General features: G+C 66.7%; 17 protein-coding genes. 8 read left to right on the top strand and 9 right to left on the bottom strand.

Annotated elements, in window-relative coordinates; genetic code table 11:
• Positions 1 to 52: 52 nt before the first annotated feature.
• Positions 53 to 886 carry a hypothetical protein gene (locus tag ACV229_RS17340; protein ID WP_448084331.1) on the bottom strand — a complete coding sequence of 278 codons (834 nt, stop codon included), beginning with the start codon at positions 884 to 886 and terminating at the stop codon, positions 53 to 55.
• Between the two features lie 124 nt (positions 887 to 1,010).
• The gene (locus ACV229_RS17335) at positions 1,011 to 1,598 is read right to left on the bottom strand and encodes a tetratricopeptide repeat protein (protein WP_448084330.1); all 588 of its coding nucleotides are present in this window, start codon (positions 1,596 to 1,598) and stop codon (positions 1,011 to 1,013) included.
• Between the two features lie 355 nt (positions 1,599 to 1,953).
• On the opposite strand from ACV229_RS17335, the gene ACV229_RS17330 reads away from it, so the two are divergent.
• The 6 genes from ACV229_RS17330 to ACV229_RS17305 all read left to right on the top strand — a co-directional run bounded on the left by ACV229_RS17330 (position 1,954) and on the right by ACV229_RS17305 (position 7,373).
• On the top strand, positions 1,954 to 2,832 hold the full coding sequence (locus tag ACV229_RS17330) for a response regulator (protein WP_448084329.1): 879 nt from the start codon (positions 1,954 to 1,956) through the stop codon (positions 2,830 to 2,832).
• Positions 2,833 to 2,880: 48 nt separating this feature from the next.
• Positions 2,881 to 3,381: a molybdopterin-dependent oxidoreductase gene (locus ACV229_RS17325; RefSeq protein WP_448084328.1), complete on the top strand. Its 501-nt coding sequence runs from the start codon at positions 2,881 to 2,883 to the stop codon at positions 3,379 to 3,381.
• Entirely contained in the window at positions 3,378 to 5,207 is a 1,830-nt protein-coding gene (gene atsR, locus ACV229_RS17320; protein WP_448084327.1) for a hybrid sensor histidine kinase/response regulator AtsR, read from the top strand. Before ACV229_RS17325 ends, atsR begins: the two co-directional genes overlap by 4 nt.
• Before the next feature lie 182 nt (positions 5,208 to 5,389).
• Positions 5,390 to 6,097, top strand: coding sequence for a flavin reductase family protein (locus tag ACV229_RS17315; RefSeq protein ID WP_448084326.1), 708 nt, complete (start codon positions 5,390 to 5,392; stop codon positions 6,095 to 6,097).
• A 134-nt stretch (positions 6,098 to 6,231) separates the two neighbouring features.
• Positions 6,232 to 6,564 (top strand): DUF2322 family protein, encoded by a 333-nt coding sequence (locus ACV229_RS17310; protein ID WP_448084325.1) that lies wholly within the window; start codon positions 6,232 to 6,234, stop codon positions 6,562 to 6,564.
• Positions 6,565 to 6,740: 176 nt separating this feature from the next.
• Positions 6,741 to 7,373 (top strand): LysE family translocator, encoded by a 633-nt coding sequence (locus ACV229_RS17305; RefSeq protein WP_448084324.1) that lies wholly within the window; start codon positions 6,741 to 6,743, stop codon positions 7,371 to 7,373.
• Between the two features lie 116 nt (positions 7,374 to 7,489).
• On the opposite strand, the gene ACV229_RS17300 is transcribed toward ACV229_RS17305, so the two are convergent.
• The 3 genes from ACV229_RS17300 to ACV229_RS17290 form a co-directional block, all read right to left on the bottom strand.
• Positions 7,490 to 8,143: a class I SAM-dependent methyltransferase gene (locus ACV229_RS17300; protein WP_448084323.1), complete on the bottom strand. Its 654-nt coding sequence runs from the start codon at positions 8,141 to 8,143 to the stop codon at positions 7,490 to 7,492.
• A 45-nt stretch (positions 8,144 to 8,188) separates the two neighbouring features.
• Positions 8,189 to 8,758: a hypothetical protein gene (locus ACV229_RS17295; RefSeq protein WP_448084322.1), complete on the bottom strand. Its 570-nt coding sequence runs from the start codon at positions 8,756 to 8,758 to the stop codon at positions 8,189 to 8,191.
• A gap of 314 nt (positions 8,759 to 9,072) precedes the next feature.
• A complete protein-coding gene (locus ACV229_RS17290; RefSeq protein WP_448084321.1) occupies positions 9,073 to 9,531 on the bottom strand; it encodes an Lrp/AsnC family transcriptional regulator in 459 nt (152 codons plus the stop codon).
• A 126-nt stretch (positions 9,532 to 9,657) separates the two neighbouring features.
• Here ACV229_RS17290 and ACV229_RS17285 point away from each other — a divergent pair, with 126 nt between their 5' ends.
• Together ACV229_RS17285 and ACV229_RS17280 are read left to right on the top strand one after the other, a co-directional pair.
• Positions 9,658 to 10,395 (top strand): AzlC family ABC transporter permease, encoded by a 738-nt coding sequence (locus ACV229_RS17285; protein WP_448084320.1) that lies wholly within the window; start codon positions 9,658 to 9,660, stop codon positions 10,393 to 10,395.
• A complete protein-coding gene (locus ACV229_RS17280) occupies positions 10,388 to 10,687 on the top strand; it encodes an AzlD family protein (RefSeq protein WP_448084387.1) in 300 nt (99 codons plus the stop codon). The genes ACV229_RS17285 and ACV229_RS17280 overlap by 8 nt, the downstream gene beginning before the upstream one ends.
• Before the next feature lie 97 nt (positions 10,688 to 10,784).
• Here the strand turns inward: ACV229_RS17280 and ACV229_RS17275 are convergent, their stop codons facing one another.
• The 4 genes from ACV229_RS17275 to ACV229_RS17260 all read right to left on the bottom strand — a co-directional run bounded on the left by ACV229_RS17275 (position 10,785) and on the right by ACV229_RS17260 (position 13,913).
• Positions 10,785 to 11,528, bottom strand: a complete 744-nt coding sequence (locus ACV229_RS17275; protein ID WP_448084319.1) for an SDR family NAD(P)-dependent oxidoreductase — start codon at positions 11,526 to 11,528, stop codon at positions 10,785 to 10,787.
• 112 nt (positions 11,529 to 11,640) lie between these two features.
• On the bottom strand, positions 11,641 to 12,111 hold the full coding sequence (locus tag ACV229_RS17270) for a cupin domain-containing protein (protein WP_448084318.1): 471 nt from the start codon (positions 12,109 to 12,111) through the stop codon (positions 11,641 to 11,643).
• Between the two features lie 135 nt (positions 12,112 to 12,246).
• Positions 12,247 to 13,599, bottom strand: a complete 1,353-nt coding sequence (locus ACV229_RS17265; protein WP_448084317.1) for a pyridoxal phosphate-dependent decarboxylase family protein — start codon at positions 13,597 to 13,599, stop codon at positions 12,247 to 12,249.
• An 11-nt stretch (positions 13,600 to 13,610) separates the two neighbouring features.
• Entirely contained in the window at positions 13,611 to 13,913 is a 303-nt protein-coding gene (locus tag ACV229_RS17260) for an ArsR/SmtB family transcription factor (protein ID WP_448084316.1), read from the bottom strand.
• Between the last annotated feature and the right edge of the window lie 107 nt (positions 13,914 to 14,020).

Here is a 14,020-nt window from a genome sequence, read left to right as displayed (position 1 = left end):
AGCCGATTGAGCGTCAGCATTCGGCCGGCGGCGCGCCGCCGGCCCGGCGACGTCAGTTGACCTGCAGCTGGCCGCCGCGGCCGAGGCCGCCCTTGACGTCCTGAGCCTTGTAGCTGCGCAGCGCGACGACCATCTTGTTGTACGCGTCGATGAACGCGACGACGGTCGCCTTGCCTTCCGGCGTCGTCGAGAAGCCGGCCAGGCCGCCACCGACACCGCCGCCGAAGCCGGCCAGCGCCGCGCCATAGTTGGTCGCCGTCGAGCTGCCTTCCGCCGCCGCGATCTGCACGGCCGAGCGCACGTCGAACAGCGTCAGCGTGACGACCGACGCCTTCGTCTGCAGGTGGCCCGCCACCGCCGCGACCGCGCTGTTGCCGATCAGCCCGCCGATCATGCTGCCGATGCCGCCGATCGGCGAATCGTTGATGACGATCTGCGGCTCCATGTAGTAGTCGGCCGCGACACGCTGGCCCTTCTGCTGCTTCGAGCCGGCACGGTATTCGCCGGAGTTGCGCTGCATCTGCGTGATGCGCGACAGCCGTGCATCGCTCTTCTGGTTGCCGATCGACGTGATCACGAAGCAGTTCGACTGCTGTACTGCGAGGCGCAGCAGCGGATCGATGCTCGTCACCTTGGTCGCGCTGCCGAACGGGCCCCACCAGTCGGCGTTACGGCCGTCGTCGACCGCGATCGTGCCGAGCGGCGACGCGCAGCGCTGCAGTCCGGAATCCGCGCCGGCGCTCGCACCGCCTGCGGCCGCGCCCGTCACGCCGGCGTTCTGGCCACCCGGCGAAACCACGCCGCCGCATGCTGCAAGAGAGGCGGCCAGCGCCGCGAACATAGTGCATTGGACAAAGCGATTGGAGAGGGAGAGATGGGTCTTCATGTCGTTACGATAGTTAGTTAGAGTCGTTATTCGGCTTATGTGTCCGTGCGAACCTCGATAAGCCCCCCGGCAAGGCCCGCGATGGTGGTCTCCCCGCGGCTGCCCCCGATGCCTCCGGCTGCGGTCAATAGCCGTACCAGACCGTCTGATTCCAGACGCCGTAATACGGATAGCCCGAATACCAGTAGCCGTAATAGACGTCACGCCATTGCGTGCGCCACTTGTAGTCGTCCTCGTCGGACTTCTTCTCCGCCCGCGCCATCTCGAGCAGTTTTTTCGATTCCTTGTCGCCTCGGCCGGCCGCGATCGACAGCCATTTGTCCGCTTCGCGCGGATCGGAGCCCATCTCCTCGAGGCCGAACAGGTAGAAGCCGCCGAGCGCCTTTTGCGCCTGCAGGTCGCCGCGCTCGGCGGCCTCGCGCATCCATTTGAGTGCCTGATAGCTGTCCTGGCGCACGCCGTCGCCGCGGAAATAGCGCAGCCCGAGGTCGTACGCAGCCTTCGGCTGCGTCTTCGCGCGCGCCTTCAGCGCAGCGATGCGCGGATCCTCGCGGTCGTCCGAATCGTCCTTCTTTTGGTAGGAGACCTGATCTTTAGGTCGATCAGAACAGCCCGTGTCGTCGCAGATACGCACCACGTTGCTGGCGGACGGGTTCTGCGCGCACGCGGCAAGGAGCAGCAGCAGCCCCGGTGCGAGTAGACGGCGATACATTGGCACTTTCCTCGTGTTTTATTGGCGCCGCAATTCGAGCTTCAACACCCCCGTGAGCGCGCACCCGGTCGCGCGTGCGGCACGGCGGACGAATACACGCCACCAGCGCCGGCACGCGGTCCAAGGCTCTCTCAGGTTCGCATTTCGAACGGTGTGTCACTTCATGCTGCCGAATTCTGGATGCCGACCGCCCGAAATCAACGGCCTCGAAACATGACGCGGCAAACAATAGTGACGTGGTGAGCAATAATAATGGAGAAAAATGGCATGTCAAGCCGATTTTCTTTTAAAAAGTTTGCATGGCACGTCACCTTTGCTATGCTTCCACGCGAAAATCATCGGAGACCATCACGAGATGTCCAACAGCGAGCTGACCAGCGCCGACCTCATCACCGCCACCAAGGTGCGCGATCTCCTGACCCGGAACGGCATCCCGCCGCGCAGTCACAACACGACGATCGCGAACGTGCTGGGCCTCAGTTTCTCGGTCGTCACGCGCAAGATGAAAGGGCTGATCCCGTGGAACCTGTCGCAGTTGCAGGACATCGCGACGCACTTCGGCGTGCCGCCCGCGATCCTGCTCGACGACCGCGCCGCGCAGCCGAACGCGCCCGCGGCGGAGATGGTCGACGCGACGCTCGTCATCGAATCGCGGCGCTTCCGCTGCCGCGCCGCGATCTCGGCGAAGGCCAGCAGTCATGGCGAATCGGACTTCGTCGCGGTGCAGTCGGAAGGCGAATGGATCGTGACCGAACGTCAGCATGCGCGTGAAGGCCGCACCTATCCGGTCGACCTGATCGAGCTGCGCTCCACGCAGCAGAACGCATGCGTCGCGCGGATCGCCGTGGTCGACGATTCGCCGGACGTCGCCGAAACGATTTGCGAGTACTTCGTCGAGAAAGGCGTGAACGCGATTCCATATTTCAACGGCGAATCGTTCAGGCAGGCGCTGGCCGTCGAGGATTTTGACGGCTACATCCTCGACTGGATGCTCGGCGACCAGACGGCCGCCGATCTCGTGCGCGGCATCCGGTCGAGCGAAAACGGCGGCGCCCCGATCTTCCTGCTGACGGGCAAGATCTCGACCGGCGAAGCGAGCGAGGACGAAATCGCGCGCGTGGTGTCGCACTACAATGCGCGCTGCGAAGAAAAACCGGTGCGGCTGCCGATCCTGTTCGCCGAGGTGGCGCGCGAGCTGAAGATCGCCCAGCCGTTCAACGCGAACGCCGGTTGAGCCACCGATCCGATCACGACAAGCGATAACGACAAGCGAGAACCCCACATGCGAATCACGACGATCTGGCTGAAAAGCCTGCTGCTGGCCTGCCTGCTGGGTGTGGCCGCCGCCGCCTGGGCCGCGCCGTTCACGTTCACCGTCGACGGCAGGATCGAGAAGTCGAACCAGCCCGGCAAGACCGTGTACGTGTTTTCCGAACAGGAGCTGATGGCGCTGCCGCAGCACGCGATCACGACGTCGACGAGCTGGACGCCGAAGGCGACCTTCAGCGGCCCGCGCCTCGCCGACGTGCTGAAGGTCGTCGGCGCGAAGGGCACGCAGATCGAGTTCCGCTGCATCGACGAATACACGTTCACGATTCCGGTGGCCGACGCCGACAAGTACGGCGTGATCCTCGCGCGGAAGATGGACGGCAAGGTGCTCGGCAACGACAACTACGGCCCGCTGTGGATCATGTATCCGCGTGACCAGTTCCCGGACGACCTGAAGACGCCGCTCGGCGAAGCCAAGTTCGCATGGCAGATCATCGGCCTGACAGTGAAATGACCGGCAAGCGATGGAAAAATAGAAAAATCATCATCGTCCTGGGATCCCTGTGGATCCTGGGATTCGCCGCGTGGGCGTTCCTGCTGTACGACCTGCTCGCAACCTCGGTCAACGAGGGCGTGCTCGAAGGTCCGCGCGAAGGGGTGTTCTGGACGGCGGCGCAATACCGCAACGCATACAGCCGCTTCGACCGGCAGTTGATTCTTTACGCGACACACCAGGACGACGATTTCGACCGCGTGCAGATGCAGTTCGACAGCCTGTCGGTGTCGTTCGGCTTCCTCGAGCGGCCATCCGAAGTGTCCGAATACTGGCTGCGCATCCCGAAGGCGCGCGACGACATCGCGACCCTCGGCGACTTCATGGCGCACCTGAAACGCGACGTGCCGACGCTGCGCGACACCCCCGGCGATGCCGCGCGCGTGCTGGCCGACGTCGCCGCGTACTGGCCGAAAGTGAACGGCCTGTCGAACTACTTCCGCTCGATCGAAATGGCGCAGCGCGATTTCACGTTCCATCAGCTGAAGGAAAAGCAGCGCGCGATCCTCATTCTCGGCAGCATCCTCGGCGTGATCCTCGGTGCGCTGTTCCTGCTGCTGTTCTATACGGTGCGCACGCGCGACGACCTGCTCGAACGGCAGCACGCGGCGCTCGAAGCCGAGAAGAAGGCGTCGGACCGCGCGTTCGAAATGATCGAGGCGAAGAACGCGTTTCTCGGGATGGTCAGCCATGAGCTGCGCACGCCGCTGCAGGCGATCTGCGGCTCGATCGAGATCCTGCTCGCGCGGCCGCAGTCGGATGCGAACCTGAAGACGATCAAGCGGCTGCAGAATTCGGCGTCGTCGCTCGAAGCGCTGGTGAAGGAGCTCACCGACTACATCAAGCTGCGCTCGACCAAGCGCCTCGCGGAATCGGAAGTCGTCGGCGTCGCGGCGCTGTTCGCCGACGTGCTGGAGCCATTTCGCGAGCGGATCGCCGCGAAGCGCATCCGGGTCTCGCAGCAGGTCGAGCCGGTCGGTCTCGTGGTGCGCTCGGACCGCAAGCTGCTGCAGCAGGTGCTGTCGAACCTGATCGAGAACGCGGTCAAATACACGAACGGCGCGAACGGCGGCACGGTCGCCGTCGCCGCGACGCTCGCGAACACGGCCGCCGGCCATCAGTTGAGGATCGTCGTGCGCGACACCGGCGTCGGCATCGCGAAATCGCATCTGTCGAAGGTCTTCGAGCCGTTCTACCGCGCGAACGATGCGGTGGGGCTGCACGTCGACGGCATCGGCATGGGCCTTGCCGTCGTGCGGGAAATCGTGACGACGCTGCGCGGGCACGTGGACGTGCGCAGCGTCGTCGGCGAAGGCAGCGAATTCGCGGTCACGCTGCCGGTGGAGCTGCCGGTCGAACTGCCCGATGGCGGCGAGCGACCCGGCGACGCGCCGGCGTTGCCGCCGCTCGCGCCGCCCCGCGCCCGGCGCGCGCTGGTCGTCGACGACAACGACAACGCGCGCGAAACGCTCGGCTCGATGCTGTCGGCGCTCGGGATCCCGGCCGACCTGTGCGGGACGGGCAACGAAGGCGTCGCGCGCTTCGGCGAACAGCACTACGACCTCGTGCTGCTCGATCTGGAGCTGCCGGACCTGAGCGGCTTCGAGGTCGCGAAGCGGATCCGCGCGGCGATGCCGCCTGACTGCGAGCGGCAGACGGCCATCCTCGGCGTCAGCGCGTATGAGTCGGCTGCGCTCAAGGAGAACAAGCAGGTGTTCGACGAATTCCTGCCGAAGCCCTTGCATCTGCGCGAACTCGGCGCGCTCGTGGAAAGGCTGCTCGGGTAGAGCCTGTTTGCGCGGCGGAACCGCTCACGTCGGTCGCCAGCCGGAATGGCCGAACGCGCGGATTGCGGCGGCCGCGCGTCCCCGCGAGCATAGGCGTCGAATGACACCACAAGAATCGGAGCGCCGGCCGGCGGCGACAGGATCAGCATGCAGCCTGATCCCGTCACCACCAGGACTCGACCATGAACGCTCCGCATCGCGTCAGTGAACCGAACATCCTCTATTTCGGCACGCCCGTCGTGCTGGTCAGCACGCTGAACGACGACGACACGGCCAATCTCGCGCCGATCTCGTCCGCATTCTGGCTCGGCTGGCGCGGCGTCCTCGGGATCGCCGCCAGTTCCGGGACCACGCACAACATGATCCGCACCGGCGAGTGCGTGCTGAACCTGCCGTCGTCGGCGCAGGCGCACGCGGTGGACCGCATCGCGCGCACGACGGGTTCCAGCCCGGTTCCCGCGTCGAAGCTCGCGCGCGGCTATGTGTTCGAACCCGACAAGTTCGGGCGGGCCGGGCTCACCGAAATCGCTTCCGACACCGTCGCGCCGCCGCGTGCGCTCGAATGTCCGGTGCACATGGAGGCGGTCGTGGCCGCCCGGCACGGCATCGCCGACGACGCGCCCGACGTGCGCGGCAACGTCTGTGTGTTCGAGGTGCGGATCCAGCGCGTACACGTGCATCCGGACCTGCTGATGGACGACAATCCGGACCGGATCGACCCCGACAAATGGTCGCCGCTCATCATGAGCTTCCAGAAGTTCTATGGGCTCGCGCCGCGGCAGGTTCACGCGTCGCGGCTCGCGGAGATTCCGGAGCGCCTGTATCGCAGCCCCGACGTCGACCGTGCGCGCGACGCCGAGCCGCTTCAGGAAGGGGCGGGCCAGCGATAGCCGCGGCGCTGCGTGGCCGGGCCGGCGGCGTCGCGCCAACTCGCGCGCGGCACGACTCGCCGGCGGGCGCGACGCATCCGATCGGATAAGATACGGCCCGTCACGCCAATTATCGACCAGACGGAGTGTTTTCAGTGATTCAACCGGGCAACGTATTCAAGGACAACCTCGCGCAACTGCCGGCGATCGACGGCATCGAACGCATCGACCTCGTAAACGGCAACGGCGACGTGGTGGCGAGCATCGAGAACAAGCCGGGCAAGCAGGGTTCGCTCGCGGTTTACAACTATCTGCTCCAGACGTTCGGCACGCTCGATGCGAAGGCCGCCGAGCACGGCCTCGTGGTGTTCGCCGAGCACACGGCCGACGCGCGCAACCGCCCGGGCGCCCATCCGAACGTCGATCACCTGCTCGCGATCGCGGCCGGCGGCGCGCCGCTGCGCATCGACGTCGTCGCGCGCGCCTGAGCGCGAAATAGCCGCAGCGCGTGGTGCATGGCCCGGCGCAGCAAGCGCGGCCAGGTCGCGCATCGCGCGGCGGCGCCGGGCATGACTTCATGCAGGCACACCGTCGCAATTGACCGGCTTCGAACACGTTCCTACACTGTGATCCCTTTTGCGCCGAACCGGCGCGGAGGAACCGCATGATCGACTTCACCACCCTTGCGCTGTTCTCGGGCGCGTGTGTCGCGCTGACCGCCACGCCCGGCCCCGACATGCTACTGATCGCCTCGCGCAGCGTGAGCCAGGGCCGCCGCGCCGGGTTCGCGACGCTCGCCGGCATTCAGGCCGGCACCTACTGCCATGCACTCGCCGCCGCGCTCGGCCTGTCTCAGCTGTTCGTCGCCGTACCGACCGCGTACGACATCGTGCGCTTCGCCGGCGCCGCCTACCTGCTCTATCTCGCGTGGAAAACGTTCCGGTCGGATCCGACGGCGCTGTCGCCGAACACGTCGATCCAGCGCCGCTCCACCGCGACGATCTTTCGCCAGGGACTGACGACGAACCTCCTCAATCCGAAAATGGCGCTGTTCGTGCTCGCGCTGTTCCCGCAGTTCATCCGGCCGCAATACGGTTCGATCACCGTGCAGATGCTCGTGCTCGCGACGGTGCTCAACGCGATCGGCCTCGTGGTCAACGGCGCGGTGATCCTGTCCGCAAGCAAGCTGAGCCGCAAGTTCGGCGAACGCAAGCGCGCGTCGAAACTGCCGCAATACCTGCTCGGTTCGGTGTTCGTGGGGCTCGCCGCACGGCTCACGGCCGCCGGCCGGAATTGACCGCACGTCCGCGCTGCGCAAGCACGCGCGTGACGCGCGGCGATCGCCCGCGGACCGGAATGCGATGAGAATCATGACGAGGTAACGAAGGCGATCAACCGTGCCGTCGCCGAGGTTCACGCGCCATCCTGATGTGCGTGGAGCGGCACGCGGCGATCGCCTTTCACGAACGCGAGCCGCGTCCACGTCACGCCCGCGCGGCGGTTTTCCGGTTGAACCGATTCGGTTTGCAGATTCAGCACCGGCCGCAAGCCGCGGTCGCAAGCGAGCTCGATCGTTTCCTGCGCGGACACGTCGAACATGCGCCTGCCGGCGGGCACGGGGCCATGACGCAGCGACACGATCAGCACGCCGCCATCACGCACGAGCCAGCCGACGTTGGGCATCGCGCGGCGCCGCTGCGCATCGTCCAGATGCATCCACACCGCCGTCAGCATCACGACATCGAACGTCTGCCGTGTCGACAGCAGGACGGCCAGATCCGGAAGACTGTCGTCGAGCCACGTGATCCGCGGTGACGGATACTGGCCGATCGCGGCCGCGCGCAACGCGTCGACCGGTTCGACGGCGACCACCCGATGGCCCCGCGCCGCGAGCGCAGCCGCATCGTCGCCCGCGCCTGCACCGATGTCGGCGATGTTCGACGCCATGTCCGGAATCAGATGCAGGACCGGCGCATGGCGCTCGTCGAACGGCATGCGCCGCCACCGCTCGATCAGCGCGCCGGATGCTTCCGCATAGCCTTCAGTGCCGCTGACGTTCGTCGACATCGCGCCCCCTTGCGACATTGCGTCTGCGCGCGGCACTGGCCGCGTTCACCGATCCGCGCCCAGCGACACGCGCAGCCGCTCCATCAACCGCGTGTAAAGCCGTCGCACGTCGGCGGCAGCCACGACGCCCGCGCCGGAAAACCGCTCGTTCCAGTCCGGGTTCCACGCATAGGTGCCGTGCTGCATCCGGTCGCCGTCCGGCGCCTGGACCAGCGAGCGGATCCGCGCGTCCCGGCCGGCGCCCGTGTGTGTCTCGAACAGCGCATGGATGTACGTGTGATACGCGTCGTACACGTCGTCGTCGAACAGGTAGCGATAGATGTGGAAGGTCCGGTCCAGGTCGCGCTTCGCCCGGATCACGTCGTCCGGCGAAATGTCCTTCCAGTGTCCGATCCACGTGTAGAAGCACAGCAGCTCGTTGAGCAGCGGCGCGACGGTGTCGTAGAGCGCGAGGCGCTTTTCGATCAGCTTCTGGTTGGTCCACTGCACGAGTTCGAGCTGCTTCAGCCGGCGGCTGATGAACCAGCCGAGGCCGGCCACCGACAACGGCATCAGGATGTCGATCGCGAGCTTGAAGACTGCCAGCGAATTCCACGGACTGTTGATGGCTTGCATGGGCGCCCAACACGAGAACAACATGGGATCGGGATGCGCGACTCGACGGCGCGCCGGCCGGTCGCCTCGCACGATCGCGCGGGCCGGCGCGATTCGGCCGTTAGTTGCAAGGCAGGTGGCCGAGTCATCACGCATGCGGTCAGCATACCGGTTGATTGTCGCCAGTCTGTGACCGTTCGTCCAATGTCCGCTGGCGGCGCGTGACCCATGCCGCAGGCCGGCGAACGTGATTCCTGGCATCGCGTTGCGCGGGTGCCGGCATCGCCGACCAGCCTCGCAAGCACGCGGCGCGTGACACACGCCGCCGACGTGCGCTACGTCGGTAGCGCCGACGTCAGCTTGACCTTCTGCATCGGGATGTCGGTCTTCACGCTCAGCACGCCCGGGATGCGCGTCAGGTATTCCATCTGGAAGCGCCGGTACTCGTCGATGTCGGCCGCGACGATGCGCAGCAGGAAATCGCAATCGCCCGCCATCAGGTGGCACTCGACGACCTCCGGCATCTGCTGGACGGCATCGGCAAAGCGATTCACGGTATCGGCGTCCTGCCCCTTCAGCCACACGCGCGCGAAGATCGTCAGCGCCTTGCCGACCTTCGCCGGGTTCAGCACCGCGACGTATTTCTCGATCACGCCCGCCTCCTCGAGGAGCCGCACACGCCGCAGGCACGGCGACGGCGACAGCCCCACTTCGAGCGCGAGTTCGACGTTCTGCATACGGCCGTCGCGCTGCAGCGCGCTCAGGATCCGCCGGTCGATGGCATCAAGCTTCATTGGCATCCGATTTCACAATTTTGAAAATGACGATGTCGAATGCCAAATTCTCCGAAAGATCTGGCCATAACGCAACCCGATTCGAGTCAAAAAAGCAGACAATCCCCCTCCCCCGAAGGAGGAGTAATGAGCAGTAGCGTTTCAACGTCGACCGGGCTGCGCGAGCGGCCCGCCTATATCGCCGAGATGGGCCGCGGGATGCGCGCGGCGCTGCCCGTCATGCTGGGTTTCATCCCGTTCGCGCTGGTGCTGGGTGCGCAGGCGACCCAGAAAGGACTGAGCGTCCTCGAAGTGCCGCTGATGACCGGCCTCAATTTCGGCGGCGGATCCGAGTTTGCGGCGATCCATCTGTGGACGTCGCCGCCGCACATCGCGCTGATCGTCGCGATGTCGTTCCTCGTGAATTCGCGCCATATCCTGATGGGCGCCGCGTTTGCGCCGTACGTCCGGCGCCTGCCGCGCCGGCGCGCGTTCGCGGCACTGTTCTTCATGTGCGACGAGAGCTGGGCGATGTCGCTCGCCGACGCGCGGCAGCGGTCGGCCGATCACATCAGCGTCGCGTACTACGCGGGCGTGGCCGCCGGCCTCTATTCGACATGGGTGTCGATGACCACGCTCGGCGCAGCGCTCGGACCGACGATCGGCAACGTCGAGCAGTACGGCTTCGACATGGCGTTCTCGGCGGTCTTCCTCGTGCTGCTGCGGGGGATGTGGAAAGGCGTGCGCGCGAGCCGGCCGTGGTTCGTGAGCCTCGTCGTCGCGGCCGCCACGCACCTGGCCGTGCCCGGCGCGTGGTACGTCGCGGCGGGCGCCTGTGCGGGGCTGATCTCCGCGTTGCTGCTGGAGCCGCGCGATGATGCCTGACCTGCAGACCGTCGCCACGATCGTGCTGATGGCGTCGACGACGTACCTGTCGCGGATCCTCGGCTACGTGATGCTGCGCAACCGCACGCTGAGCCCGCGGATGACGGCCGTGATGGAAAACGTGCCCGGCTGCGTGCTGATCTCGGTGATCGCGCCGGCGTTCGTGTCGAGCCGCCCCGCCGATCTGTTCGCGCTCGCGATCACGCTGCTCGCGGCGACCCGGCTGTCGATCCTGCCGACCGTGACGATCGGCGTGGTCGCGGCGGGGGTGTTGCGGCATCTGCTCGGCTGAGGGCCGGGGCTGCCGTTGCGTGTGACGACTGTGGTTGATCGCTGTTGGCTACTGGCTCTCGGCTCTCGGCTGCCGTCGACAAGCGGCAAGCGGTCAGCTAGGTCAGGTTCAGCCCACCGTCGAGCAGCACGACCTCACCGGTCACGTAATCAGACGCCACCAGCATCGCGACCGTCTGCGCGACATCTTCCGGCTGCGCCGCCCGGCGCATCGGCGCACGCTCGCGCCACAGTGCCTGCGCGTGCGTCCAGTCGGCGGTCAGCGGCGTATCGACGAGGCCCGGCGCCACCGCATTGACGCGGATCTGCGGCGCGAGCGACAGCGCGAGCAGACGCGTCATGTGATTGAGCGCCGCCTTCGTCGCCGCATACGGAATCGACGCGCCCTTGGGCCGCACGCCCGCATGCGAACTGACATTCACGACGCAGCCGGGCCGCCCCCGCGACGCCGCTTCGCACAGCGCCGCCTGCGCTTCGGCGACCAGCCGGAACGGCGCGACCACATTCACCTCATGCAACTCCCGCCAGATCTCGGGCGTCGCCGCCGCGAGATCGTCATGTGGAATCACACGGCTGATCCCCGCATTGTTCACCAGCACGTCGAGCCGCCCCCATACGGCGATCGCGTCGCGGACAAGCCGCACGCGGTCCGCGTCGTCGGCCAGGTCCGCCTGCACATAGGCCGCCGTGCCGAGTTCGCGCGCCATCGCACGCCCCGTTTCGGCGGAACGCCGCGAATGCACGATCACCGCGTAGCCGTCCGCCGACAGGCGTCGCGCGATCGCGGCGCCGATGCCCGACGTGGAGCCGGTGACGAGTGCGACAGGCCTGGCGTCAGTCATCGTGCGGATCCGGAATGGATGGAAGTCGTCATGGTTCGTGTTGCGTCATGGCCGATGCACGCAAGTGCACGGGCCCTCGAACGGCGGCAAGACTGCGCCGATGCGGAACGCCTCATTCTTCTTCGCCATCGGGCAGATCCACCAGCGCCTCGCGTTTCCCGGCCAGGAACAGGCGCTTGCCGATGCGCGGGTAATCGCATATGTCATGTTCCAGCCGCTGCCCGGCAACGAGCAGCACGAGCGGCACGTCACCCGTGTTCACCAGCGTGTGCGCGTCGCCGCCGCGCGGGAACCCGAGGAAATCGCCCGGCCCGACCGCGTAGTCGCTCTCGCCGATCGTCGCGGTGCCGTTGCCGGACAGCACATACACGCACTCCTCCTCGTAATGGTGCCGGTGGTACTCGGCCGACCCGTGCCCCGGCATCAGCGTGACCTGCAACACGCCGAGCTGCGTGAGCCCGGTCAGGTCGCCCAGGTGCTTCTTGAGACGGACCGCATCGCCGTTCAGCCCATGGACCGAGCGATCGGGCTCCATGTTTGCGATATCGGCGGCTTTCAACAGTTCACGACAAGTATTCGGCATGGTTGTGTTAGCAACGATGAATGCGTGGATTGAAGGTCAGGTCTGCGACGGCGTCGAAGCGGACGCCAAGGCCGTTAGTTGCAATGCGGCGCGGCAGACGGGCGCTCATTCACGAACGCCGCACGCCGCCGCGCTTCAGCCGGCGTGCCGCTGGCGCAAGTCGGTCAGCAACGCGACGAGCCTCTCGACGTGCTCGTCGCCGGTTCGCCACGACGACACGCTGATCCGGAACGCCGGCCGCCCCTGCCATACGGTCGGGCCGAACCACACGTCGCCGGATGCCTGTGCGGCCTCGCGAATCGCGACAGTATGCGCGTCGGTGTCGGCGCGCACCAGTACCTGATTGAGCACGACGCGGTTCAGCACGTCGTAGCCGGCCGCCCGCAGACCGTCGGCAATGTGCGACGCGTACGCACAATGCCGGTCGACCATCGCGGCCACTCCCGCGCGTCCGAGCGAGCGCAGCGCTGCCCACACGGGGATGCCGCGCGCCCGCCGCGAGAACTCGAGGTTCAGGTTCTTCTGCGCGTCCTGCGCGCCGCTCAGGTACACGGCGTCGCTGTTCATCGCGGTCGCCAGCGCCGCCGCGTCGCGGCAGATCACCATCGCGCCGTCGTACGGCGTGTTGAGCCACTTGTGGCCGTCGGTCGTCCAGCTGTCCGCGCCGTCGATGCCCTCGGTCAGCGCCTTCCTCGCCGACGCGCGCGCCCACAGGCCGAACGCGCCGTCGACGTGCACCCACGCGCCCGCGGCCTTCGCACGCGGAATCAGCGCGGCGAACGGATCGAATTCGCCGGTGTTCACCTCGCCGGCCTGCACGCAGAAGATCGTCATGTCGTCGAGCGGCAGCAGGCGGTCCGGATCGATGCGGCCCTGCGCATCGACCGGCGCGACGACGATGCGCTTCATCCCGAAGCCGAGCACCCGCAGCGCCTTCTTGACCGTGATGTGCGCGAGTTCGGAAATCACGACCTTCACTTCGGGTGCGCCGATCAGGCCATCGCCGTCGAAGTCCCAGCCGTTGCGCGCGAGCAGCGCGCGCCGCGCGGCGGCGATCGCGACGAGCGTGCACGCGGTCGCACTGGTGCCGAAGCCGACCGCGCTGTCGCGCGGCAGGTCGAGCGCGTCGACGACCCAGCGCGCCGCCAGCCGTTCGAGCGTCGCGGCGACCGGCGAATTGTCGAACGACGACGCGCACTGGTCCCACGCGAGCATCAGGCGCTCGGCCGCGGCGGCGGCCGGCAACGCCGCGCCGATCACGAAGCCGAAGTAGTTCGGGCCGTTCGACGCGACAGTCGCGGGCGACCCGGCGTCATCGAGCAGCCGAAGCACGTCGCCGGCCGGCTTGCCGTGTTCGGGCAGCGGTTCGTCGAAGGCGGCCAGACCGGCCAGCGCGTCGGCGTCCGGAAATGCACGACGCGTGTCCGTCGATGCAAGGTAGGTGTGCGCACGCCGATCGGCATCGGCCAGCAACGCGAGTTCGTCCATGTCGGTGTCTCTCAGAGTTGTGACAGATCGCGGCCCAGCCGCTTCAGCTCGGCGTCGATCCGCTTGTAGTACGTGAATTTGCCGAGACGCGTCGCGCGCACGAAGCCGGCATCCGCGAGGATGCGCATGTGCCGGGTGGTCGTCGCCGGCGCGATGCCGAGCTTCTCGGTGATGAACGTGCAGCACACGCCGAGTTCGTCGATGTCGCCATGCGGCTGCGGCGGGAAGTGCTTGCTCGGGTTCCTGAGCCAGCGCAGCACGGCGAGCCGGCTTTCGTTGGCAAGGGCGCTGATGCGGGTAACGTCGTCGTCCATGATTTCCATCTCGCAGAACATTTTGAATATTAGCTAAATGACGAAACGTGTGCAATCGATCGCCGCGCCCTCAACTTTCACTTTCCTTGAATGCTGCTTTCGAAGGC

It is taken from the genome of Burkholderia sp. MR1-5-21, from assembly GCF_053427715.1.
The sequence above is the reverse complement of the archived record's forward strand: the minus strand, read 5'-3'. Positions and strand labels throughout refer to the sequence as shown.

Bases quoted from the DNA above. Each gene is read 5' to 3' on its own strand.
- ACV229_RS17340 (WP_448084331.1), bottom strand. From the start codon at position 886: ATGAAGACCCATCTCTCCCTCTCCAATCGCTTTGTCCAATGCACTATG.
- ACV229_RS17335 (WP_448084330.1), bottom strand. From the start codon at position 1,598: ATGTATCGCCGTCTACTCGCACCGGGGCTGCTGCTGCTCCTTGCCGCG.
- ACV229_RS17330 (WP_448084329.1), top strand. From the start codon at position 1,954: ATGTCCAACAGCGAGCTGACCAGCGCCGACCTCATCACCGCCACCAAG.
- ACV229_RS17325 (WP_448084328.1), top strand. From the start codon at position 2,881: ATGCGAATCACGACGATCTGGCTGAAAAGCCTGCTGCTGGCCTGCCTG.
- atsR (WP_448084327.1), top strand. From the start codon at position 3,378: ATGACCGGCAAGCGATGGAAAAATAGAAAAATCATCATCGTCCTGGGA.
- ACV229_RS17315 (WP_448084326.1), top strand. From the start codon at position 5,390: ATGAACGCTCCGCATCGCGTCAGTGAACCGAACATCCTCTATTTCGGC.
- ACV229_RS17305 (WP_448084324.1), top strand. From the start codon at position 6,741: ATGATCGACTTCACCACCCTTGCGCTGTTCTCGGGCGCGTGTGTCGCG.
- ACV229_RS17300 (WP_448084323.1), bottom strand. From the start codon at position 8,143: ATGTCGACGAACGTCAGCGGCACTGAAGGCTATGCGGAAGCATCCGGC.
- ACV229_RS17295 (WP_448084322.1), bottom strand. From the start codon at position 8,758: ATGCAAGCCATCAACAGTCCGTGGAATTCGCTGGCAGTCTTCAAGCTC.
- ACV229_RS17290 (WP_448084321.1), bottom strand. From the start codon at position 9,531: ATGAAGCTTGATGCCATCGACCGGCGGATCCTGAGCGCGCTGCAGCGC.
- ACV229_RS17285 (WP_448084320.1), top strand. From the start codon at position 9,658: ATGAGCAGTAGCGTTTCAACGTCGACCGGGCTGCGCGAGCGGCCCGCC.
- ACV229_RS17280 (WP_448084387.1), top strand. From the start codon at position 10,388: ATGCCTGACCTGCAGACCGTCGCCACGATCGTGCTGATGGCGTCGACG.
- ACV229_RS17275 (WP_448084319.1), bottom strand. From the start codon at position 11,528: ATGACTGACGCCAGGCCTGTCGCACTCGTCACCGGCTCCACGTCGGGC.
- ACV229_RS17270 (WP_448084318.1), bottom strand. From the start codon at position 12,111: ATGCCGAATACTTGTCGTGAACTGTTGAAAGCCGCCGATATCGCAAAC.
- ACV229_RS17265 (WP_448084317.1), bottom strand. From the start codon at position 13,599: ATGGACGAACTCGCGTTGCTGGCCGATGCCGATCGGCGTGCGCACACC.
- ACV229_RS17260 (WP_448084316.1), bottom strand. From the start codon at position 13,913: ATGGACGACGACGTTACCCGCATCAGCGCCCTTGCCAACGAAAGCCGG.